This window comes from Lactobacillus sp. B4026 (genome assembly GCF_026535825.1).
Taxonomy (GTDB): domain Bacteria; phylum Bacillota; class Bacilli; order Lactobacillales; family Lactobacillaceae; genus Lactobacillus; species Lactobacillus panisapium.
Window position 1 is genome coordinate 14,172 of record NZ_JAFNPD010000015.1, and the last position, 26,634, is coordinate 40,805.

The window sequence follows — 26,634 nt, forward strand, 5'->3', positions numbered from 1 at the left end:
TTTTTAGTAAGTGTTTTTTTTATAATAAATTGATATCATTGCTTTGCTGTGGGAGGAATGGATTATGGCTAAAGACGATAAAACTAAGGGTTGTTCTGACTGTTTAGGGACAGATTATGAGCACTGTCAGCATTTTATAAATGCATTTAAAATCATTGGTAAAAAGTGGAATGGGCTAATTATTAGTTCCCTTTGTGCTGGTGATTATATGCGTTTTAAGGATTTGGCTCAGTGCGTTAAGGCATGCTCTGACCGTGTCTTAGTTGAGCGTCTGAAAGAACTAGAGCAAGCAAAAATTGTCAAACGTTCAGTTGACAGTAAAACCAAAATCATTTCATATGGTCTAACTAAAAAAGGCGAAGATCTCAAGCCAGTCTTTGATCAAATTCATAATTGGGCAGATAAATGGGTTTAATGAGAATTTGATATTTACTTGCAAGTTTGAGTGAAATGAATTATTCTTATAGTTAATTACAGAAAGTAAGACTAGTAGCAGCGATCATTTAATCAGAGAGACTTTTTTATTAAGCTGAAAGAAAAGTTTAAACGGATCTGTGAATTTCATCTTACTAGTAGGATCTAATCAATTCCGGTATTCGCCGTTATCGAAAACTTAAGTGTGGGTTATTAGTGCCCAAACTAGGGTGGTACCGCGAAGCTTCGTCCCTTTTAGGGGACGGAGCTTTTTTATTTGAAAGGAAATAGTTATTTATGGATTTATTTGAAAGGCTGAAGGAGCTGCGTGAGCAGGGCTTAAGCGAAATTTCTCAAGCTAAGACTGAAGAAAAGCTGAATGATGTTCGGGTTAAACTTGTCGGACGCAAAAGTGAATTAACTGAAATTTTGCATTCAATGAAAGAGGTTGAACCTGAAAAAAGACGAGAAGTTGGGCAAAACGTCAACAAAGTCCGGGATTTATTTAACCAAAAACTAGATGATGCCAAAAATGAAATCGTTGAAAAGTTGGTTGAAGAGCAGCTCACAAAGGAACAAATTGATGTTACTTTGCCAGGTCGGGTAACTCATTTGGGCGTAAAGCATCCAATTAATATCATTCTTGATGATTTGGAAAATTATTTTATTGGAATGGGCTATCAAGTTGTTCAAGGTCCTGAAATTGAAACTGATCATTACTGTTTTGAAATGATGAACTTGCCTAAGGATCACCCAGCTCGCGATATGCAAGAAACCTTCTATGTTGATAAGGAAGACCTATTACGGTCGCAAACTTCTGGCGATCAGGCACGAGTTTTAGAAAAACATGATTTTACTAAAGGCCCTTTAAAAATGGTTGGCCCAGGTAAGGTTTATCGTCGTGATGATGATGATGCAACGCATTCACACCAATTCATGCAAATGGAAGGGCTCGTTGTTGATGAAAATATTACAATGGGTGATTTGAAGGGAACGCTAGAATTGATGACTAAACATGTTTTTGGTCAGGATCGTGAGACCCGTTTGCGTCCAAGTTACTTCCCATTCACTGAACCATCCGTCGAAATGGATGTTTCCTGTTTCAACTGTGACGGCAAGGGCTGCCCAATTTGTAAATATACTGGCTGGATCGAAGTTTTGGGAGCAGGAATGGTTCACCCTAATGTACTTGAAAATGCTGGTGTTGATTCAAATAAATATGGCGGGTTTGCTTTTGGTGTTGGGCTCGACCGGTTTGCGATTCTTAAATATGGCATTGATGACATTCGTGATTTCTATACCAATGATGTCCGTTTCTTAGAACAATTCAGTAGGGAGGAAAGATAATGCTAGTTTCATATCAATGGCTACAAGATTTTCTAAAATTGGATCAGGATCCAAATGAATTAGGTGAAAAAATTACTAGGACAGGTGTCGAAGTCGCCGAAGTAAAGCACCCTGAAGAAGGTTTGAAAAAAATCGTCATCGGTCATATTTTAGACTGTGAGCCAATTGAGGGCACCCACCTTAATTTAACTCACGTTGATGTTGGTGAAGATGAACCTCATCAAATTGTCTGTGGTGCTCCTAATGTTGCTGCAGGCGAAGATGTTGTTGTAGCCCTTCCTGGGGCCCGCATTGCCGACAACGTTAAAATTAAAAAGGGTAAATTACGTGGCTATCAATCTGATGGTATGATCTGTGGTTTACAAGAAATTGGTTTTGCTGATAATCTTGTTCCAGAAAAATATACCGATGGAATTTATGTTTTCCCTCAAGATGCTGATGTTAAGCCTGGTGAAGCTGCTTTTGCACCGCTCGGAATGGATGATTATATTTTTGATTTTGATATCACTCCTAACCGGGCAGATACGCTGTCAATGGAAGGTTCTGCCTACGAGGTAGGTGCCATTGTCGACGAGCCGGTTAAAATTGAAGACGTAACTTTAAAGGCAGATGGTCCTGATTGGACAAGCAATTTTAACACCGAAGTTGATTCTCAGCTTGCCCCGAAGTTTTACCTACGCAAGATTAGCGGAGTAAAAGTTGCTGACAGTCCGCTTTGGCTGCAAAAACGCTTGTGGAATGCCGGAATTCGCCCAGTTAATAATGTCGTTGATGTTACTAACTACGTGATGCTGCTAACTGGCCAACCGATGCATACGTATGATGCCAGAGCATTTGCAACCAACAAGCTGGTAGTTAGAAAAGCTAAAAAGGGCGAAAAACTCACGCTCCTTAATGATAAAAATGTTGACCTTGATCCAGATGATATTGTAATCACGAACGGAAACGAAGTGGTTATGATGGCCGGTGTAATGGGTGGACTTAATTCAGAAATTAAGGACGACACTACAGATGTTATTCTGGAGTCAGCAATTTTTGATCCAACTTTGATCAGAAAAGCAGCATTACGCCACGCTAATCGAACTGAAGCTTCCAGTCGCTATGAAAAGGGCGTTAATTGGGATGCAACTAGAAGAGCGCTTGATATAGCTGCCTTATTATTACGCAATGATGCTAACGGAACAATCAACGAAGGCGTCATTACCGCTACTGAAACTGAGCGTAAGCAAGATGTTATTCATACGACCATTTCATATTTAAATAAGACACTTGGCGCATCAATTTCTGCTGCTGAAATTAAACACTTGTTTGAAAGACTTAATTTTGCCGCACAAATCGATGGCGATAATTTAACTGTTGAAGTACCTGCAAGACGTTGGGATGTGGCTATCGCTGCTGATTTAGTTGAAGAAGTTGGCCGACTTTATGGCTATGATAATATTAAATCAACCCAGCCAGTTTTAGCAGAAACTCATGGGGGCTATTCTGAAAAAGAAGAAGCTATCAGACGAATTAAATATGTTGTTCAGGGACAGGGATTAATTGAAGCAATTTCTTATTCGCTAACCTCACCTGAAAAGGCTGTATCTTTTATGAGAGAACCCCAAAAAATGGTTCAAGTTCAGATGCCACTGAATTCAAGTCGTTCTACATTAAGGCAAAACTTGCTAACTGGTTTAGTTGATGCTGCCAGTTACAACATGGCGCGGAAGCAGAATCAACTAGCAATTTTTGAGCAAGGCCGTGTTTATGACTTTGAAAACAATACCTACAATGAGCATGAGCATCTTGCAGCGTTATATTCTGGTAATGTGTATTTTGAAAATTGGCAACATAATAAAGAAAAAATCGATTTTTATTATGTGAAGGGGCAATTAACTAATTTATTCACTGCTATTGGTATCAATTCTAGTGATGTTGAATATAAAGCAGAGGTAATTGCTAAGATGCATCCGACTCGGACTGCTGGAATTTATATCAAAAAGCAGTATGTGGGGATGATCGGCATGATTAGTCATGACGTTACCCGTTCAAGCAAGGTAATGAGAGGTAGCGAATTATATGGCTATGAATTAGACCTTGATCTGATTGTGCCGTTAATTGTTAATCCTAAGACTGTTTCCAAAGCAGCACCTAAATTCCCGGCAATTGATCGCGACCTTTCAATCTTAGTTGAGCAAGATATTACCAATCAAGAAATTGAAAATGTAATTGAAGCAAATGGCGGCAAGTATTTGCACGACTTGCGCGTAATCGATGTTTATCAAGGGTCACATATTGAAAATAATAAGAAGAGTCTCGCATACCGACTTCATTTCTTAAATGAGCAAGATACGTTAACTGATGAAGTTGTTAATAAAGTAACGGCTCAAATCACAAGTAGCTTAGAGAATCAACTTGGTGCGGAAATTCGTTAGAGGTTGACTTTAAGCACAGAAATCAATATTATAGACCAGTGCAAAAAGAATTTTAACTTTAAGGAGTAGGAAATTTTATGCCTGAGAAATCATATCCAATGACTGCCGAAGGAAAAGAAAAACTTGAGGCAGAATTAAAAAATTTAAAAGTTGTTAAACGTCCTGAAGTAATTGAGCGAATTAAGGTTGCGCGTTCTTACGGTGACTTATCTGAAAACTCAGAATATGATGCTGCTAAGGATGAGCAAAGTCATCTTGAAGATCGGATTAACGTTGTTGAAGAAATGTTAAAGTATGCTCATGTGGTAGATGCTAATTCAAGTGACCCCGATGAAGTAGCAGTTGGTAAGACTGTCACTTATACTGAGGTTGGTGAAGACGAACCAGAAACATACACCATTGTCGGAAGTGATGAATCTGATCCATTAAGTGGAAAGATTTCTAACGATTCACCAATTGCACAAGCAATTTTAGGCAAGAAAAAAGGCGAAACAGTCACTATTGCCACCCCAGGTGGTAAGTTCGACGTTGTTATCAACAAAGTTGAAGAATAAAATTCTTTAATTAAAAAAACAGATTACTGTAACCAGTAATCTGTTTTTTAGTATTTTTAAGTAAATATTACCGACTTGTAAAGTAGCGGTAATCCTTACTTTTATCGTAAATAACGCCGCGAGCATTTTCGCCGTTTGAAATAGAGAATTCCGCATTAGGGTAATGCTCCTTAACCTTTTCTTCTAAAAAGTTGCGCAGCATTGCATTATTAGCTAGAACCGATCCGGTCAGAGCAATCCGCATTGGCTTAGGCTCCTCATAGCGATCCATTCCGATAATAATATCGCGGGCAAGCAATTCAGCTTGCTCTTTAATTACAGCAGTAGCATCTTGATCACCATTATCGGCAAGCTTTGCCACGCTAACGGCCATTGAGGCAACTTCTGGGTTGGACATTTGGTAGAATTTAGCGGTCCCATCGACAATATTATCAGTCTTAAATAGGTCATTAAACATTGGGATTAAGGCATTTTCTTCGCGTTTGTCCCAGCTTAAAAGTGCGGCTTTTAAGGCAGTTAAGGCAATTGCATAACCAGAACCTTCATCACCTAAAATTGAGCCATAACCACCAGTGGTAATGATTCGCCCTTTTTGCAGGCCATTAAAGACTGAACCAGTACCAGCAATTACTAGTCCACCATCTTCACCTTCAAGCCCGCTATACAAGGCAAGTAGTGAATCTGTTACAGCTCTAGTAGGCAAATTGTTAACCTTGGCAGAAATTTCTGCAGCTACTTCAGGTGCATGCCCGATTACTGAAAGTCCAGCCATACCACATAAAATCCGTTGGCAATCACCGTCAATTTGGTCAATTAGTTGGTTAATAGCTCCGGTAATATTACTAATTGCATTGTCGTAATCTGTATTAACTTGTCCGGGGCCAGCTTCGCTGCGTTCAATTTCTTGACCGCTCATATCATAGGCGATTGCGGTAGTATGAGTACCACCAGCATCAACACCAATTTGGTATTCAAGTGTCATTTTTGTTTCTTCTTTCCATTTTAATCTTAGTCTTTATACTATTTATTTTATTACAAAAGAAATAAATACAGAAGATATTTTAGCAAAAGGCTTTCAAGTTCTTCTATCCTGACAGAGAATGATGATAATTAAAACAGCGCAATTATGCGGATTAACTAAAATCTGGTAAAATTTTGTCAAAGCAATGTCCAACTAATAGAATTGCACCCTAGTTTTTGGTAAAATAACCACTAGTTTAGTGAGGTTTGAGTTACGTGAAATTTTTTAAGAATAATCGAAAAACTAAATCTAATAGTACAAAAAATCAACCTTCAACGCCAATTAGAATGAAAATCATTTTGGCGATTATTTTTGTACTTTTTGCGACTTTAATTGGGCAGCTGGCTTATCTGCAAATTGGCTATGGGTCGCGGTTTAAAGCCGAAGTACAAAAATCAAATTCCGCCGTCGTTTCCAGCCAAGTACCTCGGGGAGTGATGTATGACAGCAAGGGCCGTATTTTGGTTGGTAATAAAGCCCAAAATGCTATTACTTACACCAAAAGTGTTTCTACAACTGCTGATGATATTTATTCTATTTCAAATAAGCTCAGCCAGTATATTCGGATCAAGAACGAAAAACCAACTGAACAACAAGTGATTGATTATTACTTGGGTGATAAGAAAAATAGTACAAAAGAAACCGCTAAAGTGCCCAAGTCAATCAGGGCAACAGAAGATGATGAACTAATCAATAATCGAATTCATGACCAAGTGCGGGCTGAACACATTAAATTAACCGATCGGGAAAAAACGGCGGCTCTGATTTATAACAAAATCTCGGGTGCCTATACTTTATCGACAATTTATTTAAAAAACAGCGATTTGACTGATAAAGAAATAGCTGAAGTTGGGGAGCACTTATCCGATTTACCCGGTGTTGGAATTGGAACAGATTGGCAGAGATCATATCCTAACGGGTCTTCAATTCAGAGTATTATCGGATCTGTATCAACAGAAAAGGCCGGCTTGCCAAGTGATAATTTACAATATTATTTAACTAACGGTTATTCTCGTAATGATCGCGTGGGTACCTCCTACTTAGAACAAGAATATGAGCCTTTATTAAAGGGAACTAAATCCACTAACAAAATTTGGACTAAGAGTTCAGGCAACATTGAACAAACTAAGTCAGTTTACTCTGGTCAGGCTGGAGCAAGTTTAGTTTTGACCTTAGATGCCAAATATCAAAAAGAAGTGCAGAACTCTTTACAACAAATATATTCTTCAGCAATTGCTTCTGGTGCGGCTCGCTATTCAAATGGTGCTTATGCGGTTGCAATGAATCCTAAAACAGGTGCATTATTAGCTGTAGCCGGCATTAGTCGTGATCCGAAGAAGAATAAAACAACTAACAATGCTCTCGGTGTAATTAACCAAGCATTTGTTATGGGGTCTGTTGTTAAGGGAGCAATGGTTAGTGGCGGTTTAATCAATAACGTAATCACGCCAACTAATAATGTGTTACCGGATACGCCGGTTTATCTTCCAGGAACACCGATTAAAAAATCAGTTTATCCGGTTGGAACCTTTGGTGCTCTTGATGCTTCGACCGCTTTGGAAGTTTCCAGTAACATTTATATGATGCACTTGGCGATGAACTGGGTACATGCAAAATATATTCCTAAACAAGACATTCATATGCCTTCGACCGCATTTGATACTTTGCGGCATAACTTTAACATGTTTGGGCTGGGTCAAAAAACCGGCGTTGACTTGCCGGGTGAAATATCAGGTATTCAGGGTAAGTCTTTTGATGAACACGGAAATATTCTTTCTGGTTCTGTTCTTGACCTGTCATACGGTAACTACGACGCCTACACGCCAATTCAAATGGTGCAATATGTTTCAACTATTGCCAACGGTGGCTATAGGATGCAGCCATATGTTGTGCAGTCAATTGGTCGAACAGCAAGTAATGGCAAAAAGGTTTACATTGACTATAATAAAAAACCTAATGTCCAGCTGAAAATTCCTTGGACCCCAAGTGAATTGGATGTTGTGCGGCAAGGTTTTTGGCGGGTAGTTCATGGTACCAACTCTTGGGGAACGGCCCACAAACTAAAGGATGTCAAACCATCGATTTCAGGTAAATCTGGTACGGCGCAAACCTTTTACTATGATCCTGATCACCCTAACCAGAAAAATCCGCCGGAGTTGGTTAATGCCACCTTTGTCGGGTATGCACCTTCTAATAATGCGGAAATTGCTACGGCTGTTGTCTTTCCAGGCTTAGACCCAGAATTAGAAGGGTCTTATACGCTGCAAATGACTAAGGCAATGGTTCAAGATTACTTTAAACTACATAAAAAATAGAAATTTGGTAATTATCGCTGGTAAAAAGTCCAGAGAAATGCTAAACTTATACAGTCAGAATAAAGAATTTAGGTGGTGAAAGAAATGGCAGATAACATCATTTTGGAATGCACCGAATGTGGAGATAGAAGTTACTTATCTAAGAAAAACAAGCGTAAGCATCCGGAACGTTTAAGTTTGAAGAAGTATTGCCCAGTTGAAAGACATACGACTCTTCATCGTGAAACTAAGTAATAAACTAACTATAGCAAGGGCCTATGCTCCTGCTATTTTTTGTATGGAATAAGCATGAATAAAAAAGAACTACGGCAAAAACAAAAAGAAAGATTGAGCAGTTTTGCGGATAGTACTGAAAAAGATACTGAAGATCAAGCTTTGCTCACGAATTTCATTAATTCACAAATTTTAGATGGCAAGGAAAGTATTGGAGTAACTTCTTCTTTATCATATGAAGTCGATACCTCTAAATTAATTGCCTATTTATGGGATCAGGGTAAGGATGTCTATTTAGCCCGCGCTAATGACAATCCTGAACGTTCACAAGATTTTCTTTCATATAATTACACTACGAAGCTTGGTAAAACAAAATTTGGTGTTGAGGAAGTTGAAGATCCTAAGGCAAAAGTCAATAACCAGCTTGACTTAATCATTGTTCCTGGTTTGGCCTTTGCTCGCGATTCCCATCAACGTGTTGGATTTGGTGGGGGATACTACGACAGATTTTTAGCTAAACATCCGAATGCAGCAACTGTTGCTTTGGCAAACTCACAAATGATTTTTGAAACCGCGACTTGGAATGTTGAACAAACAGATATCCCGATTCAAACTATTATTACGCCTAATTCAATCTTGCAAAAATAAATGAGGTTAAGATGAATCAACGACAATATTTGAAAAACTGTTATATTACTGTTGCCATTTTACTGACACTTTTGGTAGTCTTTTTAATTGAAGTGATGCAAGGTGGTTCAGAGAATGCCTATGTTTTAGTAAAAATGGGCGCAATGAATAATCTTGCTGTTGTGGGACAAAACCAATGGTGGCGTTTATTTACGGCTCAGTTTTTACATATTGGGATCATGCATTTAGCTTCTAATGCGGTGATGATCTATTACATTGGTACTTATATTGAACCATTATTGGGCCACTGGCGTTTTTTACTTCTGTATCTATCCGCTGGTGTTGGGGGCAATTTGCTTAGCTTGGCTCTTGGTAGTGACAGTTCTTTAAGTGCTGGTGCATCGACTGCGTTATTTGGCCTTTTTGGCGCCATGACCGCAGTAGCAGTTAAGAATCGTGCCAATCCAGTTATTTCTTATTTAGGTAAGCAGGCTTTTTGGCTAGCTGTGATTAATATTGTGCTTGATTTGTTTTCGCCTAATATCGATATTCAGGGCCATATTGGCGGTTTAGCAGTCGGCTTTCTAATTGCAATTATCCTTGGTGATCGGACAACCCACCATTACTCTGTTAAGGAAAGAGTGGTGGCTGCCGCCGTATTGATTGTCTATTGTGTGGCTACTGTCAGAATGGGTATGGTTATCAAATTATCATGAAAACTTTATACGATGTTCAACAACTTCTTGAAAAATATGGCATTATGGTCCATGTTGGCAAAAGAATTTGGGATATTGAATTAATGGCGCTGGAGCTTGATAATATTAATCGTGCGCATTTAATTGATCAGCATGACTATTTAATTGCTAAGCTAATTCTTCGCCGGGAACACGAATATGAAGAAAAGCTTGAGAAAAATAAGCATCGCTCCTAATTTAGGAGTATATTGTTTTTATAAACTTTGATAGGAGAGAAGAAAATTTATGTCAACTTTTTTAATTATTGTAGACGTGGTATTGGTTGTTATCATCCTTGCCTTTGTTCTGGTTTGGCTATGGAATAAAATTCAAACTAAGCGCTTAGGTAACGGTGATTTGACTAATGATGAGTTCAATCAGGGCATGAGAAAGGCTCAGATTGTTGATTTACGGGAAAAAGCTCCCTTCAAAAGAAAGCACATTGATGGGGCACGGAATTTGCCTTATACCATGTTGAAGTACCAATATACTGAATTAAGAGCAGATCTTCCAGTTTACCTCTATTCAGATTCGTTATCAGTAACTCTTCGTGCAGCAAGATTTTTACAAAAAAAGCACTTCTCTTCAATTAAATGGCTTAAAAATGGCTTTGATGAGTGGAATGGACGGACGAAATCATCTAAATATTAATTAAGGAACATGTTTGTCATTTTTTTCAAACGTGTTTTTTTAATATATAATTAAAAAAGTACAAAAGGGAAGCGAAAAATGCAGAAAATCATAGCAATCGTAGGACCAACAGCGATTGGCAAAACCAGTTTGGCGATTTCTTTGGCACAAAAGCTTAATGCGGCTATTGTGTCGGGCGATTCGATGCAGGTTTATCGTGAAGTGGCAATTGGGACAGCCAAAGCAACACCTGAAGAGCAAAAAGCAGTCCATCATTACCTAGTAGACACGCGCTCGGTCTTTGAGCCATACTCCGTTGTTGATTTTGTTAAACAAGCCGAAACAGCGGTCAAAACAATTGCGACCAAAAAAGAGTTACCAATGCTCGTAGGTGGAACTGGCTTTTATGTCAATGCACTGTTAAACCAGATGCAATTAGGTGAGAAAAAGGAACAGCAGCAGGCAATTGATGAAAAGTGGCAACAATTCTTAGCTTTAAATGGAGCGGAAAAATTATGGCAGGAATTAAATCAGCGAGATCAAGCCGCGGCCGAAAAAATTCCACTTAATAATACCCGACGTGTACTACGGGCGTTGACCGTTATTGACCGAACCGGACAAAAGTTTTCTGAACAACAGGAAAAAATATTGCCACGGTATGATTATTTAATTATTGGTCTTAATGCAAACAGACAGGAAATTTATCGCAGAATTAATCTTCGGGTAGATCAGATGATGCAAGAGGGACTATTAAGCGAAGCAGAATTTGTTTATCAAAATCGGAAAAAAGAGTACCAGATTTTGCAAGCAATTGGCTATAAAGAATTTTTTCCGTATTTTATTGGTGAAAGCTCATTAGAGGATTGTATCGCAAAAGTTAAAGCTGCATCTCGGCGCTATGCCAAAAGACAGCTAACATACTTTAGAAATCAATTGCCCGTTGTCTGGTTTGACCCGTTAGACGACCCAGAATGTCAGATAAAGATAGAACAGAAAGTGAAGGAATGGTTGAATGAATAATTGGCCGCAAGAATTACAACAAATTGTTAACGAAATTGATCAACAGATTGCACCGCAATTAAGCAAAATTGATGATAATATCCTTTTTAACCAAAATAAGGTCTTACAAGCCTTTAAGGATAAAGCAGTTGCTGAAGCTGACTTAATCGGAAGTACTGGTTATGGTTCGGATGATAGTGGTCGCGATAAGCTTGATCGCATTTACGCGCAAATTTTTCATACTGAAGATGCCTTAGTTCGCTCACAATTTGTCTCTGGTACTCATACCTTAGCAACAGCGATGGCCGGCAATTTGCTGCCAGGAGACGAACTAACTTATATTACTGGTATGCCATATGATACACTGCAACAAGTAATTGGAATTGCGGGCGACGGCCGAGGAAGCTTAAAGTCATATGGCGTCAAGTTTTCCCATGTTCCTTTAAAAGACGGAGACGTTGACTTTGCAGCAGCTCGCAAGTTGTTATCTGAGCACCAACCTAAGATGGTTGTCATTCAGCGCTCTCGTGGCTATGACACACGTCAAAGCTTTACGGTTGAAAAAATCAAGCCGATGATTGCGATGATTCGTGAAGTTAGTCCTAATAGTATTGTCTTTGTTGATAATTGCTATGGTGAATTTTCCGAAAAGCATGAACCGACTGAGTTTGGGGCCGACTTAATGGCTGGGTCATTAATTAAAAATGCTGGCGGTGGATTGGCTAAAGTTGGTGGTTATGTTGTTGGTAAACATGAATTAATTGAAAATACTGCCGCCAGACTCACGGCTGGAGGAATTGGCAGAGAAGAAGGTGCCAGTCTTAACAACAACCTTGATTATTTTGAAGGCTTGTTTATTTCACCAAGTGTTACTGGTAATGCGATTAAAGGGGCAATTTATTCTTCTGCCTTATTGGCCAGAATGGGTGCTCAAGTATCACCAAAGTGGGATGATGATCGGACAGACTTAATTCAGGCAGTTATCTTCCATGATAAAGATAAGATGATTAGATTTGCTAAAGCACTGCAAGAGAATTCTCCAATTAACTCATTCGTTGATCCTGTCCCAAGTAATGATACAGGTTATGAGGATCAGGTAATCATGGCAGATGGTTCATTTGTCGAAGGTGCAAGCATCGAATTCTCAGGCGATGGACCAATTCGGCCGCCATATGCGATTTATATGCAAGGTGGCTTGACATATGCTCATGTCAAGATTGCTATCACTAATGCAGTTAATGAGCTCTTTTTCCAAAATTAATTTTTGCATTGAAAAGGGCTTTAATTAAAGTAAAACTTTGGTAAAGATTAGCAAAAAGTGGTTAGACCACTTTGACTTTTATTTAATGTTTTGCTAATCTATTAATCAAGTTTTAGGCAGGTAGTTGAGTACTTGCCTGGGCTATACCAATTATAAGTTGTTTATATTTTTTTAGGTGGAAAAGCATGACAAAGAAAATTTCAGCAGATGATATAAGAAAAAGCGTCGCTAATGACGATGTTCGTTTTATTCGACTAACTTTTACTGACATTAATGGGACACTCAAGGCAGTTGAAGTACCTAATAGTCAACTGGAAAAAGTACTCACTAATGATGTTCGGTTCGATGGTTCTTCAATTGATGGTTTTGTTCGCTTAGAAGAAAGCGATATGGTTTTATATCCAGACTTTTCGACTTGGTCAGTATTACCTTGGACAGATAGCCAGGGCGGTAAGATTGGCTGCTTAATTTGTTCTGTTCATATGACAGATGGTAAGCCATTTGCTGGGGATCCGCGGAACAATTTGAAGCGGATTGTTGAACAAATGAAGGATATGGGCTTTTCCGCATTTGATATTGGATTTGAAGCTGAATTTCATTTACTTAAACTTGATGAAAATGGCAACTGGACCACAAAGGTTCCTGATCATGCTTCATACTTTGATCTTACTTCCAATGATGAAAGTGCTAGTTGCAGACGTGATATCGTTGAAACTTTGGAAAGTATTGGGTTTGAAGTTGAAGCAGCGCACCATGAAGTTGGTGACGGTCAACAAGAAATCGACTTTAAGTTTGATGACGCATTAACCACAGCCGACCGGGTTCAAACCTTTAAGATGGTTGTTCGTGAAATTGCTAAAAAGCATGGATTATTCGCTACATTCATGGCTAAACCATTACAGGGACAAGCTGGTAACGGAATGCACACGAACATGTCATTATTCAAAAATGGTAAAAATGCTTTTTACGACAAGAATAATAAATTCCACTTGTCCAATACAGCGCTCTACTTTTTAAATGGTATTTTAGATCATGCACGTGCAATCACTGCTGTAGCTAACCCAACAGTCAATTCATACAAGAGATTGATTCCTGGCTATGAAGCACCTGTATATATTTCTTGGGCTTCAAAGAATCGTTCACCAATGGTTCGCGTACCTTCAGCTGAAGAGGTTAATACCAGATTGGAAATGCGTTCAGCTGACCCAACGGCTAACCCATACTTATTATTGGCTGCATGTCTAGCTGCTGGTCTTGATGGCATCAAGAGAGAAGAGATGCCAATGGATCCAATTGATTGCAACTTATTTGATGTTAGTGAAGAGCAGAGAAATGAGATGGGAATTAAGCCATTGCCTTCAACTTTGCACAATGCTCTTAAAGCTTTTAAGGAAGACAAGTTAATTCAAGCTGCTCTTGGAGAGCACTTGACCCAAAGCTTTACAAGCTCTAAAGAACTTGAATGGTCACAATATGCTGAAACTGTTTCTGATTGGGAAAGAAACAGATACATGGGTTACTAATTAAGAAAACCAAAGACTTTCTTACTGGTAAATATAAAATAATAAAACACTGGATCTAATTGATTCAGTGTTTTTGTGTGTATTACGAGGTAGACCAATTTTCTAAAAGAAGAGCACAGTTTCATCCATTTAGCTACTTGTATTAGCAAAAAAGAACCGCCTATTTAGGTAGAACCCATTACTTATAGGGCCTAGAAGTGCTAGAATATTAATATTAACTATTTTTTAAGAGATAGTGAGGAGAAAATGGCTAAAGGAAAATCAATTTATACTAAGGATGTTATATTAGTGATGGCAGCATCGTTTTTCTTTATGTTTAGTACGATGTTCGTTAACCCATTAATCAATGGTTACGCCAAAAGTTTAGGTGCAAGCAGCGCATTTGCCGGTATTATTGTTGGTATTATGAGTATTGCAGCAATGTTTTTAAGACCTATTGCTGGTAATTTAACCGATAAATTTTCAAAATATCAACTTTCCTTTATTGGTGGAATTTTGATTATGATCGGTGTCATTGGCTATGTTTTTGCACCAGCTAGCGGTTGGCTGCTACTGTTTCGCATTATTAACGGAACCGGCTTTGTCTTATGTACTGTTTGTATGACTACTTGGCTAGCATTTTTAGTTCCGCGGCAACATGTCGGTCAGGCCATGGGTTTTTATGGTCTGATGAATGCGTTGGCAATGGCGGTTGCACCAGCTTTAGCAATTAATATTTACCAAAAGACTGGCTACCGGGCAGCCATAATTGCGTCTGCTGTTTCATCTTTTTTAATGGTAATCATGATTCAATTTGTTGGTAATCGGGCGAATCCGCAAAAGCGAGTCAAAAAACAGGGCTCACCACACCATCTTAAAATTATTCAGAAAAATGTATTACCGATTGCACTGTTAACTACTTTGTTTGCATTTCCTTATTTTGCCACCCAAGCTGATTTGGTTACATATGCTGAACAAAGGCATTTACATGTTGCTGTCAGCTCATTCTTTTTAATTTATGCGCTTGTACTCCTTTTAATTAGAGTCGTGCTAAAGAACTTATTTGATACTGTGCCTTTTGGGGTCTGGTTCTGGATTAGTTTAGCTTCTACTTTTATTTACATTATGTTGCTATCTGTGATGAAAAATAACTGGATCATGGCCTTGGCAGCGGCGTTTATGGCTATTGGGTACGGTGTCATTTACTCAATCTTACAGTCGACCGCGTTACTATTAGCTCCGATCAGTGAGCAGGGGCTGGCAAGTAGTACATTTTATCTTGGACTGGATGTTGGGATGTCCTTTGGCCCAATTATCATGGGCTTTGTCAATGATATCTTACCTGTAAAGTACTTTTACCCTATTCAATTGATTTTACTGCCACTCATGCTCTTGGTCTATTTCCGTTATCGTAAACGGCTCAATAATGCCATTAACAATCATTAATAAAAATCCGATCACCAATGTCAATTGGTAATCGGATTTTTATTTTAGTGATTAAACTTTTCACCCCATGCCCATGGGTCTTCGTGCCAGGTTTTTAATGCTTCATATTCTTTAACACTGATATAATTCATTTCTTGCTCTTTTTTTAATAGTTCAGGATAAGTTAATAAGGGACTGAAATTAACACCAGCTTTAGCAAAGTTTTGCTTAGTATCTTTTAAATAATAAGTAAAAATAGAAGCTACACCGATAACATTGCCGCCTTCATTTTTAGTAGCTTTGACAGCATTTAAGATGGAACCACCAGTCGTGATTAAATCATCTATTAAAACAATTTTATCGTTGGCACTAAATCGCCCCTCAATTTGTCTACCCTTACCATGATCTTTGGGCTCAGGACGTACATAAATCATTGGTAGCGCTAATTTGGCTGCAACCCAGGCTGCATGAGGGATTCCAGCGGTTGCTACACCACCAATAATTGTGACATCTGGGTAATTCTTTTTAATTAAGTCGGCAAGATCGGTAGCAATCCAGTCCCGCAAATCAGGGTATGAGACTGTTAACCGTAAATCAGTATAGATTGGTGAAAGCATACCACTAGCATAAGTATATGGTTTGCTGGGGGAAATTGTAATGATTTTTTGTTCAACTAGTTTATTAATGATTTGTTCTTGAAACATTTAATTAAACTCCTTCTTAATTCTTTCATAGACAATAGCTGGTTCCTGAGCCTGCGTAATCGGACGGCCAACCACAATTGCACTTGAGCCGTACTCTTTAGCTTTTTGGGGTGTCGCAACGCGTTTTTGATCACCATTTTGATTTTCTGCTAACCGGATTCCCGGAGTTACGTAGAGAAAGTCTTCTCCAACTTGACTACGCAGATTGCTAACTTCCAGCGGTGAACAGATAACGCCATCTGCTCCAGAAATTTTTGCGGTTTTAGCAAGGCTAACGACTTGCTTGGTCATGGGTAATGAACAGTTTTGCTCGTCTGCTAAAATTTGGTCTGAAATCGAGGTTAATTCAGTTACTGCTAAAAGCTTGGGCACTTCATTGCCAGCTTTTGTACCTTCAATTAAGCCTTTCTTTGCTGCTGCAATCATTGCGCTACCACCTAGAGCATGAATCGTTGTGCAATCAATCCCTAGCTGGGCCAATTGCTTAGCTGCTCCATATACGGTATTAGGGATGTCGTGCAACTTTAAATCTAAAAAAATATGATAACCTTTCTGAACTAGTTCAGAAACGAATTCAGAGCCAGAGTGATAAAAGAGTTCCATTCCCACTTTTAAATAAGTTTCTTTGGGCGCGCCCAACTGTTCTAACAATTGTTGAACATCAGATAAATTGTCATAGTCCAAAGCTACAAATACTGCTTTTTTCATAAAACCTCCACAAGCAAAAAAGCCTATTCTGGTACGAGAGTGCATCAAAATAGACTTTTTTCTTATTTAAGTCGTGTTTAACTTGCGGTCTCTCTGTACCGTTTAAAGTTCGTTAATTAAGAGCTTACCACCGGGATAGGCAAAATACAACAAAAATTTTGCTTTTAAAAAATGAGAAAACGTGTAAAATAGACCCAAAAATAATTGTAATGACGGAGAGCATTCATTTTTTGGAGGAAAAGATGACAAAAATTAACGTTAATTTACCAGGACTAACGATGAAAAATCCACTTATGCCTGCAAGTGGCACTTTTGGGTTCGGTGATGTGCCTGCGGCGAAAAAGTTTGATTTAAACGAATTAGGTGCGTTAGTCATTAAAACAACAACACCTGAAGCACGAATTGGTAACCCACAGCCACAAATAGCGGTTCTCGATGAGGGTGTTCTAAACTCTGTGGGACTTACTAATCCTGGAGTCGATGAAGTAATTACGGCTAAGTTGCCGCCAATTAAAAAGCAATATCCCGAATTGCCATTAATGGCTAGTGTTGGTGGCGAAAGTAAGGCAGGCTATATTGAAGTTGCCCGTAAATTAGCAGATTCGGGCAAAGTAAATGCCTTAGAAATTAATTTTTCCTGTCCAAATGTGGCTGAAGGCGGAATGACTTTTGGCGTTCAACCAGCTTTAATTGAGGAGTTAACAGCAGCGATTAAAGCAGTCGTGGATGTGCCAATTTACATTAAACTGACGCCTAATGTCACGAGCGTGACCGAAATTGCCAAGGCTGCCGAAGCGGGTGGTGCAGATGGCTTATCCATGATTAACACCGTTACTGGAATGAGGATTAATATTGAAACCCGCAAACCGCGTCTTGGTAATAATATTGGCGGCTATTCTGGTGCGGGTGTTAAGCCAATTGCTTTATATCAAATTAATCAGGTTCGCCAAGTAACGGACTTGCCGATTATTGGCATGGGAGGAATTGAAAGTGCTCAAGATGTGGTTGAGTTCATGCTAGCTGGAGCAAATGCAGTAGCTGTTGGCAGTGCACACTTTAAGGATGCCCTTATCTGTCCGCACATTGCGCAAGATTTGCCAGCTATACTTGAAAAATTAGGTGTTACTGATATTAATGACTTAGTTGGTCAAGTAGAATTTAATTAGTTCAGGAAAACGCAAAAACCGATACGAGGGCTTGCGTTTTTTATTTAATAAGCAGCTTTACTTTCTAGCTTTATTATAATATTATTAAATAATAAAAATAATATTTAATTTTTGCTTTTAGTAATTGGAATTAAAGGTGGCGTAAGGTAATCATGTTTGAGTTGAAATTAACCAGTAGAGTCAGAATGTGGCTGATGGTAGCTGTCCAATTTTTGCTAGGTTTATTTGGATATTATCATGCAAGTTCTAATTTCCGTTCAACATGCCTAATAACATTTTTAATGATTGGGCTTTTAATCTTGGCATGTTCATTTATTCCCAAGATTGTTGCAAAAATACCTGAAAAAAATGCGCAATTATCCTCTAATCAAAAATTCGAGCGTGGCATGGGGTTAGTGCTGGTCGCAATATCATTATTTTGTTTTATGCTAGATAATGAGACAGTTCTGTTAATAACACTTGATACTGGGTTGCTATTTGCACTTTTTCCTGCTGAGCCTGCCTTTGCTCTTTGGAAATGATTTTTTACTTGGCATTTTAAAGTAATCGACTTTTTCAAACAAATTATTATTAACGGTGAAAAGGGTTAAAAAGGTTTAAGGTAAAAAGAGATGTTGACTTCTAAGTCTACGGGCAAGCAGGTATTGAGAATCAGTGCTTGTTTTGCAGTTTTTGTTGGAATAGTTAATTATTCTGATTTTAACTCAAAACAAGGGCTATTTTACCTGCTTTTTTGGGTTGGGCTTGGAGTAATTTTCTTCGCTCTGTCTTTTAGCCAAAAAGTGGTTAAAAAATTTTATCCTCATGAAGTCGGCGCACGCCTATCTTCTTTGCAGAAATGGGAAAGAGTTATTGGGCTTATTATGATTATCTTTGCCGCGCTTGACCTCTTGTTTCTGAAAAAAATAATTCCTGACATTGATTGGCCGATCTTAGTTTTAGGCATGGTCTTTTTTGAAATACTTTAGTTAGAAGTCAATTGAAATTAAATAAGCTTGTGACGGTAGCTACCTAAGAAGTGTAAAACAATTTTGCCCAAATAAACTATTGTGACCGGATTTAGGAAGTTATTTTTCAAATAAACAATTTAGCGGTTGACAACTTGCCCAACAACTCGTATATTTAATTAGATTAATGTCTTTAAAATTAGTCCCGTGAGGCTAGCAAGGCAAGCTCAATTAAGTATTGACTTTTTAGGAAGCACCTAGTCTCAAGCAGATTAGGTGCTTTTTTCATGGGCGAAGAAGTAAGAGGAGAAGAAAATGGCAAAAGAAATTTGGGATGCACTCGCAATGAAGCGGGCCTTAACGCGAATTACTTATGAAATTATTGAACATAATAAGGGAACTGAGGATTTAGTTTTAGTCGGCATCAAAACGCGTGGTGTTTATCTGGCACAAAGAATTCATGATCGCATTCAAAAGCTTGAAGGTGTAGATGTCCCAATTGGCCAACTTGATATTACGCTTTACCGTGATGATCGCCATGATGCTTCGCTTAAGCAAGATCCAGTTGTCAATAACGCGGACTTGGGCGTTGATGTTTCTAACAAGCATGTTGTGTTAGTTGACGATGTGCTCTTTACTGGCCGCACTATTCGGGCTGCGATGGACGCCATCATGGATGCTGGCCGGCCAAGTTCAATTGCAGTTGCCGTTTTGGTTGATCGTGGTCACCGTGAATTGCCGATTCGTGCTGACTTTGTCGGCAAAAATATCCCAACGTCATCGCATGAGCAAGTTGCTGTTCACGTTGAAGAAATCGACCAAAAAGATAGCGTCGAATTAAAACCGTTATCATGATTAATACTTTTAATTAATTCAACCATTTAATTGGCTCCAGAGAGGGTCAGAAGGGTTTGAGTTTCTTTCGTCATGCACATTGTTGCACCGAAAAAATCCTTTTGATAAGCCTGGAGCGAAATTAATGCTTCAGGTTTATTTTTTTACAAAAGAAAGAGTTTTAAACAATGAAAACAACTAACTTAGTTACCTTACCTTCATTTGTCAGTGTGGAAAATTTAAGTGTCGAAGAAGTAGAGGCCTTAATTGCCCGTGCACAATACTTCAAAAATGGTGGTGCGAGCCCGCACCTTACTAAACCAGTTTATGTTACTAATATGTTTTTCGAAAATTCTAGTCGAACTCATACCAGTTTTGAAATGGCAGAAAGACGTTTGGGCCTAACCGTAATTCCCTTTGACCCATCTCACAGTTCTACTAAAAAAGGCGAAACATTATATGATACTTCGTTAATCATGCAGGCTCTCGGGATTGATATTGAAGTAATCAGACATTCTGAGAATGAATATTATGAAAATCTGATTCATCCAGGTCAAGGTCACCATTTGGCTATTGGGGTAATTAATGCTGGTGATGGCAGCGGTCAGCACCCTTCACAATGTATGCTGGACATGATGACGATTTATGAACAATTTGGCCACTTTAAAGATTTAAAGGTCGCAATTGTCGGTGACATTACTAATTCTCGGGTTGCTAAAAGTGACATGGAACTTCTTACTAAGCTCGGAGCTAAAGTTTACTTTTCCGGCCCTGAATACTGGTATGACAAAGAATATGATCGTTATGGTCAATTTAAGAAACTTGATGATTTGGTTAGTGAGATGGATGTCATGATGCTTTTGCGTGTTCAACATGAACGCCATGCGGGTGACCCTAATGAGTCGCAATTTGATGCTAAAAAGTATCATGCAGAATATGGCATTAATCAAGAGCGCTATCAGGCCATGAAGGATGACGCCATCATTATGCACCCGGGTCCAATTAATCATGATGTTGAACTTGCAGGGGACTTGGTTGAGGCCCCCAAGTCACGCTTTGTTCGTCAAATGGAAAATGGTGTGTTTATGCGAATGGCGATGATTGAGGCAGTTCTTCGTGGACGCAAATTAGGAGGACTTTCATAATGGCGACGGTAATTAAAAACGGTCAGCTATTTTTAGGGGATCAGATTGAGCGAGGAGATTTATTAATTGAAAATGGTGTAATTAGTGCGATCGGTACTAATTTGCAAGCCGATCATGAAATAAATGCCAGTGCCAAGTTAGTAAGCCCGGGCTTGGTGGATATGCATGTTCATTATCGTGATCCAGGACAAACCGCTAAGGAAAATGTGCAAACCGGGTCGCTAGCGGCTGCTCGAGGTGGTTTTACTACGGTGGGAGCAATGCCTAATGTTGTACCGGTTCCCAACACTGCCGAATTAATGAGTAAAATGGTCAAAAATAATCAGGAAAATGGCCAAGTAAATATCTTGCAATACGGCCCAATTACAGTCGATGAGCAAGGAACTGAACTACCCGATTATCATAGTTTGAAACAAGCAGGTTGTTTTGCTCTTAGCAATGATGGTAAAGGTGTTCAAGAAGCCCAGACAATGTATTTGGCAATGCAAAAAGCACAAGAAAATGATCTGGTTATTGCAGAACATGCTCAAGATGATTCTTTGTTTAACTTTGGTGTGATCAATGAAGGAACCAAAGCGGATGAGTTTGAATTACGACCAGTCACTGAATTAGCTGAAACTACCCAAATTGCCCGTGATTTATTACTAGCGCAAAAAACGGGTGTCCACTACCACATTTGTCATGTTTCAACCGCAACTAGTGTTGAACTGGTCAGAATTGCTAAGCAAAAGGGTATTCATGTGACTTGTGAAGTAACACCGCATCATTTGTTATTAGCTGACCAAGATATTATCGCTAACCAAGGACAATATAAGATGAATCCACCACTAAGATCTAAGACTGACCAACAGGCCTTAATTACGGGTTTACTTGATGGCACAATTGACATGATTGCTACTGACCATGCACCACACACAGCAAAAGATAAACAAGGCGGATTTGCAAAAGCGGCTTTTGGCATTACGGGAAGTGAAACTGCCTTTAGCGAACTGTACACAAATTTTGTTAAACCTGGGATTTTTACTTTAACGCAATTACTGAGTTGGCTTACTACTAAACCTGCGACCGCTTTTAACTTACAACACGCGGGTAAAATAGCGCTTGGTCAGCCAGCTGATCTAGCAATTTTTGACTTAGCGCATGAAGAGCAAATAAAGGAACAGGATTATTTATCAAAGGGTAAAAATACACCATTTACTGGTGACTCAGTATACGGACAAACTGAACTGACAATGGTGGCAGGTAAAATTGTCTTCCAAAAGAAAGGAAATTAAATGAGGTATTTAATTTTAGAAGATGGCAGTATTTATGAGGGTGAAGGTTTTGGCAGTGAGCGTGAAACCAAAGGTGAAGTTGTTTTTACAACTGGAATGACTGGCTACCAAGAAGCGATTACGGACCAGTCATATGCAGATCAAATTCTGGTTTTTACTAATCCGCTAATTGGTAATTATGGTATTACCTTAGCAGATTACGAATCATTGGAGCCCGGAATTAAGGGGGTTATCTGTCACCAAGTAGCACGTCATCCCGATAATTGGCGGATGCAAACAACTTTGCCTAAATTTCTGAAAAGCTTGGATATTCCTGGAATTCAGGGAATTGATACGCGCGCTTTAGTTAAAAAGCTACGAATGTACGGCACCATGCGTGGTCAAATTTGCTCTGATAAAGATGAAGCAAAAGAGATTGCTGAACAGTTGCAGCAATTAAATGTCACTAAAGGAGTGATTGACCGCGTTTCAACTTCAAAATCTTATCCCGTACCAGGATCAAAGCGCAACATTGTGGTAGTCGATTTTGGACTAAAAAATAGTATTTTACGTGAATTAGGAAAACGTGATTGTAACTGCGTTGTTTTGCCTTATACTGTTTCGGCAGAAAAGATTCTAGCATTAAAGCCAGACGGTGTTTTATTATCGAATGGACCGGGCGACCCCTTAGAAATGAGCGCAGCAGCTGAAATGGTTAGCAAGGTGGAAAAACAAATTCCTTTGATGGGCATTTGTATGGGTCACCAAGTCTTTGCTTTAGCCAATGGTGCTAAAACTTATAAAATGAAATTTGGTCACCGTGGATTTAACCATCCAGTAAGGGAAATCGCAACCGGTAATATTGGCTTTACTTCCCAAAATCATGGCTATGCTGTTGCGCGCGAATCAATTGATCCCGATAACCTGATGATTACGCATGTTGAAGTTAATGACGGCACCGTTGAAGGTTTGCGCCATAAAAAGTATCCAGCCTTTTCAGTACAATTTCACCCAGACAGTACTCCTGGACCACACGATGAGGAAGGTATTTTTGACTACTTTATGCAGATGATTGATCAAAGAAAGGAAACTGAAGATCATGCCTAAACGAACTGATATTAAAAAAATTATGGTTATTGGGTCTGGCCCGATTATTATTGGCCAGGCTGCCGAATTTGATTATTCAGGAACGCAAGCTTGCTTAGCATTGCGTGAAGAGGGGTATGAAGTGGTTTTGGTCAATTCGAATCCTGCCACGATCATGACTGATACAACAATTGCCGATAAGGTTTATTTAGAGCCTTTGACAGTTGATTCAGTTTCCCGCATCATTCGTCAAGAATACCCCGATGCAATTCTGCCAACTTTAGGCGGGCAAGTGGGGTTAAATATGGCCTTGTCCTTAGCTAAAAGCGGTATTTTGACTGAACTCAATATTGAATTATTAGGAACTAAACTTGAGTCAATTGAGCAAGCAGAAGACAGGGAAAAATTTAAAGAGCTTTGTCAAAAACTGGGTGAGCCAGTACCGCCATCTAAAAGTGTAAAGACGGTTCAGGAAGCCTTAGAGTTTGGTGATGAAATTGGTTACCCAATTATTGTTCGTCCCGCTTTTACAATGGGCGGAACGGGTGGCGGTATTTGTAACGACCGCGAAGAATTAGCCAGTGTTGCCAAAAATGGTTTAGAGCTTTCGCCGGTGACAGAGTGCTTAATCGAGCGCTCAATTGCTGGTTATAAAGAAATTGAGTTTGAGGTAATGCGTGATCATGATGATAATGCCATGATTGTTTGCTGTATGGAAAACTTTGATCCGGTTGGCGTGCATACTGGTGACTCGATTGTTTTTTCACCATCGCAAACCTTATCTGATAAAGAATATCAAATGTTGCGGGACTGCTCCTTACGCTTGATTAGGGCACTGAAAATTGAAGGGGGATGCAATGTCCAACTCGCTCTTGATCCCAACAGTTTTAATTATGATGTTATCGAAGTTAATCCCCGTGTTTCTCGTTCGTCAGCCCTAGCTTCAAAAGCCACTGGTTATCCGATTGCTAAAATGGCTGCCAAAATTGCTGTTGGCTTAACTCTGGATGAAATTAAAAACCCCGTCACTGGGACTACCTTTGCGGAATTTGAGCCTGCTCTTGACTACGTAGTATGCAAAATACCACGCTTTCCGTTTGATAAATTTACTAAGGCAGACCGTGAATTAGGTACTCAAATGAAGGCAACCGGTGAGGTAATGGCAATTGGGCGCACGGCCGAAGAAGCATTTCAAAAAGCGGTTCGGTCATTAGAAATTGATCAAAAAGATTTTTATTCGTCCCAGGCCCATCATGCTAGTGATGAAGATCTTGAAAACAAGTTGGTAAAGGTTCAAGATGACCGTCTTTTCTATCTTGCTGAGGCATTTAGAAGAGGCTATACAATGTCGGACGTTCATGAACTTACCAAGATCAATTACTATTTCTTAGATATTGTTAAACATATAGTTGAGCTAGAAAAAGAAATCGCAGCTAAGCCAAGCGATTTTGCTACGTTAGAAAATGCTAAGCGATACGGTTTTAGTGATGCAACGATTGCCAAATTATGGCGGCAAACAGAAGATGATGTCCGCAATTTGCGTAAAAAGCATCATCTTATTCCGGTGTACAAAATGGTTGATACTTGTGCAGCTGAATTTGAGTCAACAACGCCATACTTTTATTCAACTTATGATGGTGAAAATGAAAGTGAAAAAACCGGCAAGAAGTCTGTTTTAGTTGTTGGATCCGGTCCAATCAGGATTGGTCAGGGTGTAGAGTTTGATTATGCAACCGTTCATTGTGTTAAAGCTCTTCAAAAAATGGGCTATGAAGCGATTGTAATTAATTCAAATCCTGAGACAGTTTCAACCGATTTTTCAATTTCTGACAAACTTTATTTTGAACCTCTAACACTAGAAGATGTCTTAAATGTTTGTGATCTTGAGCAACCCGAAGGGGTAATTATCCAGTTTGGTGGTCAAACCTCCATCAATCTGGCGGCTGGGCTTGAAGATCACGGTATTAAGATTTTGGGAACAACGGTAGCTGATCTAAATCGAGCAGAGGATCGGGAACTGTTTGATCAAGTGGTTAAAGAGCTAAATCTTAAGCAACCGCAAGGCATCACTACCACCACTCATGATGGCGTTATTAAAGCCGCTAAAGAATTAGGATATCCTGTTTTAGTTAGACCAAGTTATGTGCTTGGTGGTAAAGCAATGGAAATTGTTTATACTGAAAGCGAACTGGAAGATTATTTACAAAATCACGTGGATATAGCAGCTAGTCACCCGATTTTAGTTGACGATTACCTTGATGGCAAAGAATGTGACGTCGATGCTATCTGTGATGGTGAAACGGTTTTAATTCCCGGAATTATGGAACATATTGAACATGCGGGCGTGCACTCTGGTGACTCAATGGCTGTTTATCCAGCGCAAACTTTTACTCCTGAAATCAAACAAAAAATAGCCACAGTCACTAAGAAATTAGCGTTGAAACTAAATTGCCATGGCATTATGAACTTACAGTTAATTGAGCGTGACGGCGAGATTTATATCATTGAAGTGAATCCACGAGCTAGTCGGACCGTTCCTTTCTTAAGTAAAATTACTGGTATTGAAATGGCCCAGGTTGCGACTAAAGTAATTATGGGTGAGAGTTTACGTGAACAAGGATTTGAAGACGGGTTAGCTCCAGAGCCAAAAATGATTAGTGTTAAAGCGCCAGTCTTCTCGTTTAGTAAGCTGTCCGATGTTGACAGTTATCTTGGACCCGAAATGAAATCAACCGGTGAAGTAATGGGAAGTGATCTAAGTTTCCCTAAAGCTCTGTATAAGGCCTTTTCTGGTGCTAATATGCAAATTCCTGACAGTGGTAATGTGTTATTAACGATTGAGGATAGGGATAAGCAAGAAATTTTGCCAATCGCTAAAAGATTTGCCCAAATTGGCTACCGAATATTTGCAACTAGCGGTACGGCAGCTTTTCTTAAAGAAAACGGTCTATATGTTACTGAAGTAAGCAAAATTCACGAACAGAAAGAAAATAATATTTTAGCAGAATTTCGGACCGGACAAATTGATTTAGTCATTAATACTATGGGGCACGACATTGCCAAAAATTCAGATGGTTTTATCATTAGGCAAGCTGCAATTCAGCAAAATATTCCACTTTTAACTAGTTTGGACACCGCTAGGGCCCTCTTAACCGCTCTAGAGAACCGGTCATTTTCAACAACTAGTTTAAACTAGGCTGTTTAGCATAAAATTACAACTTAATTTACCAAACAAAAAAGAACTAGATGATATGAACCCCAAAATTAGGACAGTTTAATAAATTTTAACTAAGGACTAATGCCCGATATTCAAGCGGACTTAGTCCTTTTAG

General features: G+C 39.1%; 25 protein-coding genes and 1 other annotated feature. Of the genes, 22 read left to right on the plus strand and 3 right to left on the minus strand.

Translation table 11 applies throughout. From position 1 onward, the window contains the following. Positions 1 to 64: 64 nt before the first annotated feature. From J3U69_RS10075 to greA, 4 genes are all read left to right on the plus strand, one after another. Positions 65 to 415 carry a winged helix-turn-helix transcriptional regulator gene (locus tag J3U69_RS10075; RefSeq protein WP_103751857.1) on the plus strand — a complete coding sequence of 117 codons (351 nt, stop codon included), beginning with the start codon at positions 65 to 67 and terminating at the stop codon, positions 413 to 415. Between the two features lie 52 nt (positions 416 to 467). Continuing rightward, positions 468 to 671: a binding site (T-box leader), on the plus strand. 40 nt (positions 672 to 711) lie between these two features. Continuing rightward, the gene (gene pheS, locus J3U69_RS10080; RefSeq protein ID WP_267413971.1) at positions 712 to 1,761 is read left to right on the plus strand and encodes a phenylalanine--tRNA ligase subunit alpha; all 1,050 of its coding nucleotides are present in this window, start codon (positions 712 to 714) and stop codon (positions 1,759 to 1,761) included. After that, the gene (gene pheT / locus J3U69_RS10085) at positions 1,761 to 4,178 is read left to right on the plus strand and encodes a phenylalanine--tRNA ligase subunit beta (protein ID WP_267413972.1); all 2,418 of its coding nucleotides are present in this window, start codon (positions 1,761 to 1,763) and stop codon (positions 4,176 to 4,178) included. The genes pheS and pheT overlap by 1 nt, the downstream gene beginning before the upstream one ends. A gap of 77 nt (positions 4,179 to 4,255) precedes the next feature. Further along, positions 4,256 to 4,732, plus strand: a complete 477-nt coding sequence (gene greA / locus J3U69_RS10090) for a transcription elongation factor GreA (protein WP_103751854.1) — start codon at positions 4,256 to 4,258, stop codon at positions 4,730 to 4,732. A gap of 67 nt (positions 4,733 to 4,799) precedes the next feature. On the opposite strand, the gene J3U69_RS10095 is transcribed toward greA, so the two are convergent. Next, positions 4,800 to 5,714, minus strand: coding sequence for an N-acetylglucosamine kinase (locus tag J3U69_RS10095; protein WP_103751853.1), 915 nt, complete (start codon positions 5,712 to 5,714; stop codon positions 4,800 to 4,802). A 326-nt stretch (positions 5,715 to 6,040) separates the two neighbouring features. Between J3U69_RS10095 and J3U69_RS10100 the strand changes: the two genes are divergently transcribed. From J3U69_RS10100 to J3U69_RS10145, 10 genes are all read left to right on the plus strand, one after another. Beyond that, on the plus strand, positions 6,041 to 8,068 hold the full coding sequence (locus tag J3U69_RS10100) for a peptidoglycan D,D-transpeptidase FtsI family protein (protein ID WP_267413985.1): 2,028 nt from the start codon (positions 6,041 to 6,043) through the stop codon (positions 8,066 to 8,068). Positions 8,069 to 8,152: 84 nt separating this feature from the next. Continuing rightward, positions 8,153 to 8,302: a 50S ribosomal protein L33 gene (rpmG, locus tag J3U69_RS10105; RefSeq protein ID WP_081945351.1), complete on the plus strand. Its 150-nt coding sequence runs from the start codon at positions 8,153 to 8,155 to the stop codon at positions 8,300 to 8,302. A gap of 54 nt (positions 8,303 to 8,356) precedes the next feature. Further along, positions 8,357 to 8,929, plus strand: coding sequence for a 5-formyltetrahydrofolate cyclo-ligase (locus J3U69_RS10110; RefSeq protein WP_220232122.1), 573 nt, complete (start codon positions 8,357 to 8,359; stop codon positions 8,927 to 8,929). Between the two features lie 11 nt (positions 8,930 to 8,940). Next, the gene (locus J3U69_RS10115) at positions 8,941 to 9,624 is read left to right on the plus strand and encodes a rhomboid family intramembrane serine protease (protein WP_103751851.1); all 684 of its coding nucleotides are present in this window, start codon (positions 8,941 to 8,943) and stop codon (positions 9,622 to 9,624) included. After that, positions 9,621 to 9,839 (plus strand): YqgQ family protein, encoded by a 219-nt coding sequence (locus J3U69_RS10120; RefSeq protein WP_103751850.1) that lies wholly within the window; start codon positions 9,621 to 9,623, stop codon positions 9,837 to 9,839. The genes J3U69_RS10115 and J3U69_RS10120 overlap by 4 nt, the downstream gene beginning before the upstream one ends. Positions 9,840 to 9,888: 49 nt before the next feature. Beyond that, a complete protein-coding gene (locus J3U69_RS10125) occupies positions 9,889 to 10,293 on the plus strand; it encodes a rhodanese-like domain-containing protein (RefSeq protein WP_103751849.1) in 405 nt (134 codons plus the stop codon). 78 nt (positions 10,294 to 10,371) lie between these two features. Then, positions 10,372 to 11,292: a tRNA (adenosine(37)-N6)-dimethylallyltransferase MiaA gene (gene miaA / locus J3U69_RS10130; RefSeq protein ID WP_267413973.1), complete on the plus strand. Its 921-nt coding sequence runs from the start codon at positions 10,372 to 10,374 to the stop codon at positions 11,290 to 11,292. Then, positions 11,285 to 12,532, plus strand: a complete 1,248-nt coding sequence (locus tag J3U69_RS10135) for an aminotransferase class I/II-fold pyridoxal phosphate-dependent enzyme (RefSeq protein ID WP_103751847.1) — start codon at positions 11,285 to 11,287, stop codon at positions 12,530 to 12,532. The genes miaA and J3U69_RS10135 overlap by 8 nt, the downstream gene beginning before the upstream one ends. Positions 12,533 to 12,717: 185 nt before the next feature. Next, positions 12,718 to 14,055: a type I glutamate--ammonia ligase gene (glnA, locus tag J3U69_RS10140; protein WP_267413974.1), complete on the plus strand. Its 1,338-nt coding sequence runs from the start codon at positions 12,718 to 12,720 to the stop codon at positions 14,053 to 14,055. Between the two features lie 246 nt (positions 14,056 to 14,301). Continuing rightward, positions 14,302 to 15,480: an MFS transporter gene (locus tag J3U69_RS10145; RefSeq protein WP_220232119.1), complete on the plus strand. Its 1,179-nt coding sequence runs from the start codon at positions 14,302 to 14,304 to the stop codon at positions 15,478 to 15,480. Positions 15,481 to 15,524: 44 nt separating this feature from the next. On the opposite strand, the gene pyrE is transcribed toward J3U69_RS10145, so the two are convergent. Next, a complete protein-coding gene (gene pyrE, locus J3U69_RS10150) occupies positions 15,525 to 16,163 on the minus strand; it encodes an orotate phosphoribosyltransferase (RefSeq protein ID WP_267413976.1) in 639 nt (212 codons plus the stop codon). After that, positions 16,164 to 16,871: an orotidine-5'-phosphate decarboxylase gene (gene pyrF / locus J3U69_RS10155; protein WP_267413977.1), complete on the minus strand. Its 708-nt coding sequence runs from the start codon at positions 16,869 to 16,871 to the stop codon at positions 16,164 to 16,166. It lies immediately after the preceding gene. Between the two features lie 242 nt (positions 16,872 to 17,113). Between pyrF and J3U69_RS10160 the strand changes: the two genes are divergently transcribed. From J3U69_RS10160 to carB, 8 genes are all read left to right on the plus strand, one after another. Beyond that, positions 17,114 to 18,037 carry a dihydroorotate dehydrogenase gene (locus J3U69_RS10160; RefSeq protein WP_267413978.1) on the plus strand — a complete coding sequence of 308 codons (924 nt, stop codon included), beginning with the start codon at positions 17,114 to 17,116 and terminating at the stop codon, positions 18,035 to 18,037. Between the two features lie 152 nt (positions 18,038 to 18,189). Continuing rightward, the gene (locus tag J3U69_RS10165; protein WP_267413979.1) at positions 18,190 to 18,558 is read left to right on the plus strand and encodes a hypothetical protein; all 369 of its coding nucleotides are present in this window, start codon (positions 18,190 to 18,192) and stop codon (positions 18,556 to 18,558) included. A 90-nt stretch (positions 18,559 to 18,648) separates the two neighbouring features. Beyond that, on the plus strand, positions 18,649 to 19,005 hold the full coding sequence (locus J3U69_RS10170) for a hypothetical protein (RefSeq protein ID WP_267413980.1): 357 nt from the start codon (positions 18,649 to 18,651) through the stop codon (positions 19,003 to 19,005). A 294-nt stretch (positions 19,006 to 19,299) separates the two neighbouring features. Then, positions 19,300 to 19,839, plus strand: coding sequence for a bifunctional pyr operon transcriptional regulator/uracil phosphoribosyltransferase PyrR (gene pyrR, locus J3U69_RS10175; RefSeq protein ID WP_103751839.1), 540 nt, complete (start codon positions 19,300 to 19,302; stop codon positions 19,837 to 19,839). A 167-nt stretch (positions 19,840 to 20,006) separates the two neighbouring features. After that, a complete protein-coding gene (locus J3U69_RS10180) occupies positions 20,007 to 20,963 on the plus strand; it encodes an aspartate carbamoyltransferase catalytic subunit (RefSeq protein WP_267413981.1) in 957 nt (318 codons plus the stop codon). After that, positions 20,963 to 22,237 (plus strand): dihydroorotase, encoded by a 1,275-nt coding sequence (locus J3U69_RS10185; RefSeq protein WP_267413982.1) that lies wholly within the window; start codon positions 20,963 to 20,965, stop codon positions 22,235 to 22,237. Before J3U69_RS10180 ends, J3U69_RS10185 begins: the two co-directional genes overlap by 1 nt. Beyond that, the gene (locus J3U69_RS10190; protein WP_267413983.1) at positions 22,238 to 23,323 is read left to right on the plus strand and encodes a carbamoyl phosphate synthase small subunit; all 1,086 of its coding nucleotides are present in this window, start codon (positions 22,238 to 22,240) and stop codon (positions 23,321 to 23,323) included. Further along, complete coding sequence (gene carB / locus J3U69_RS10195; protein WP_267413984.1) at positions 23,316 to 26,498, plus strand: carbamoyl-phosphate synthase large subunit; 3,183 nt, start codon at positions 23,316 to 23,318, stop codon at positions 26,496 to 26,498. Before J3U69_RS10190 ends, carB begins: the two co-directional genes overlap by 8 nt. Positions 26,499 to 26,634 lie beyond the last annotated feature (136 nt).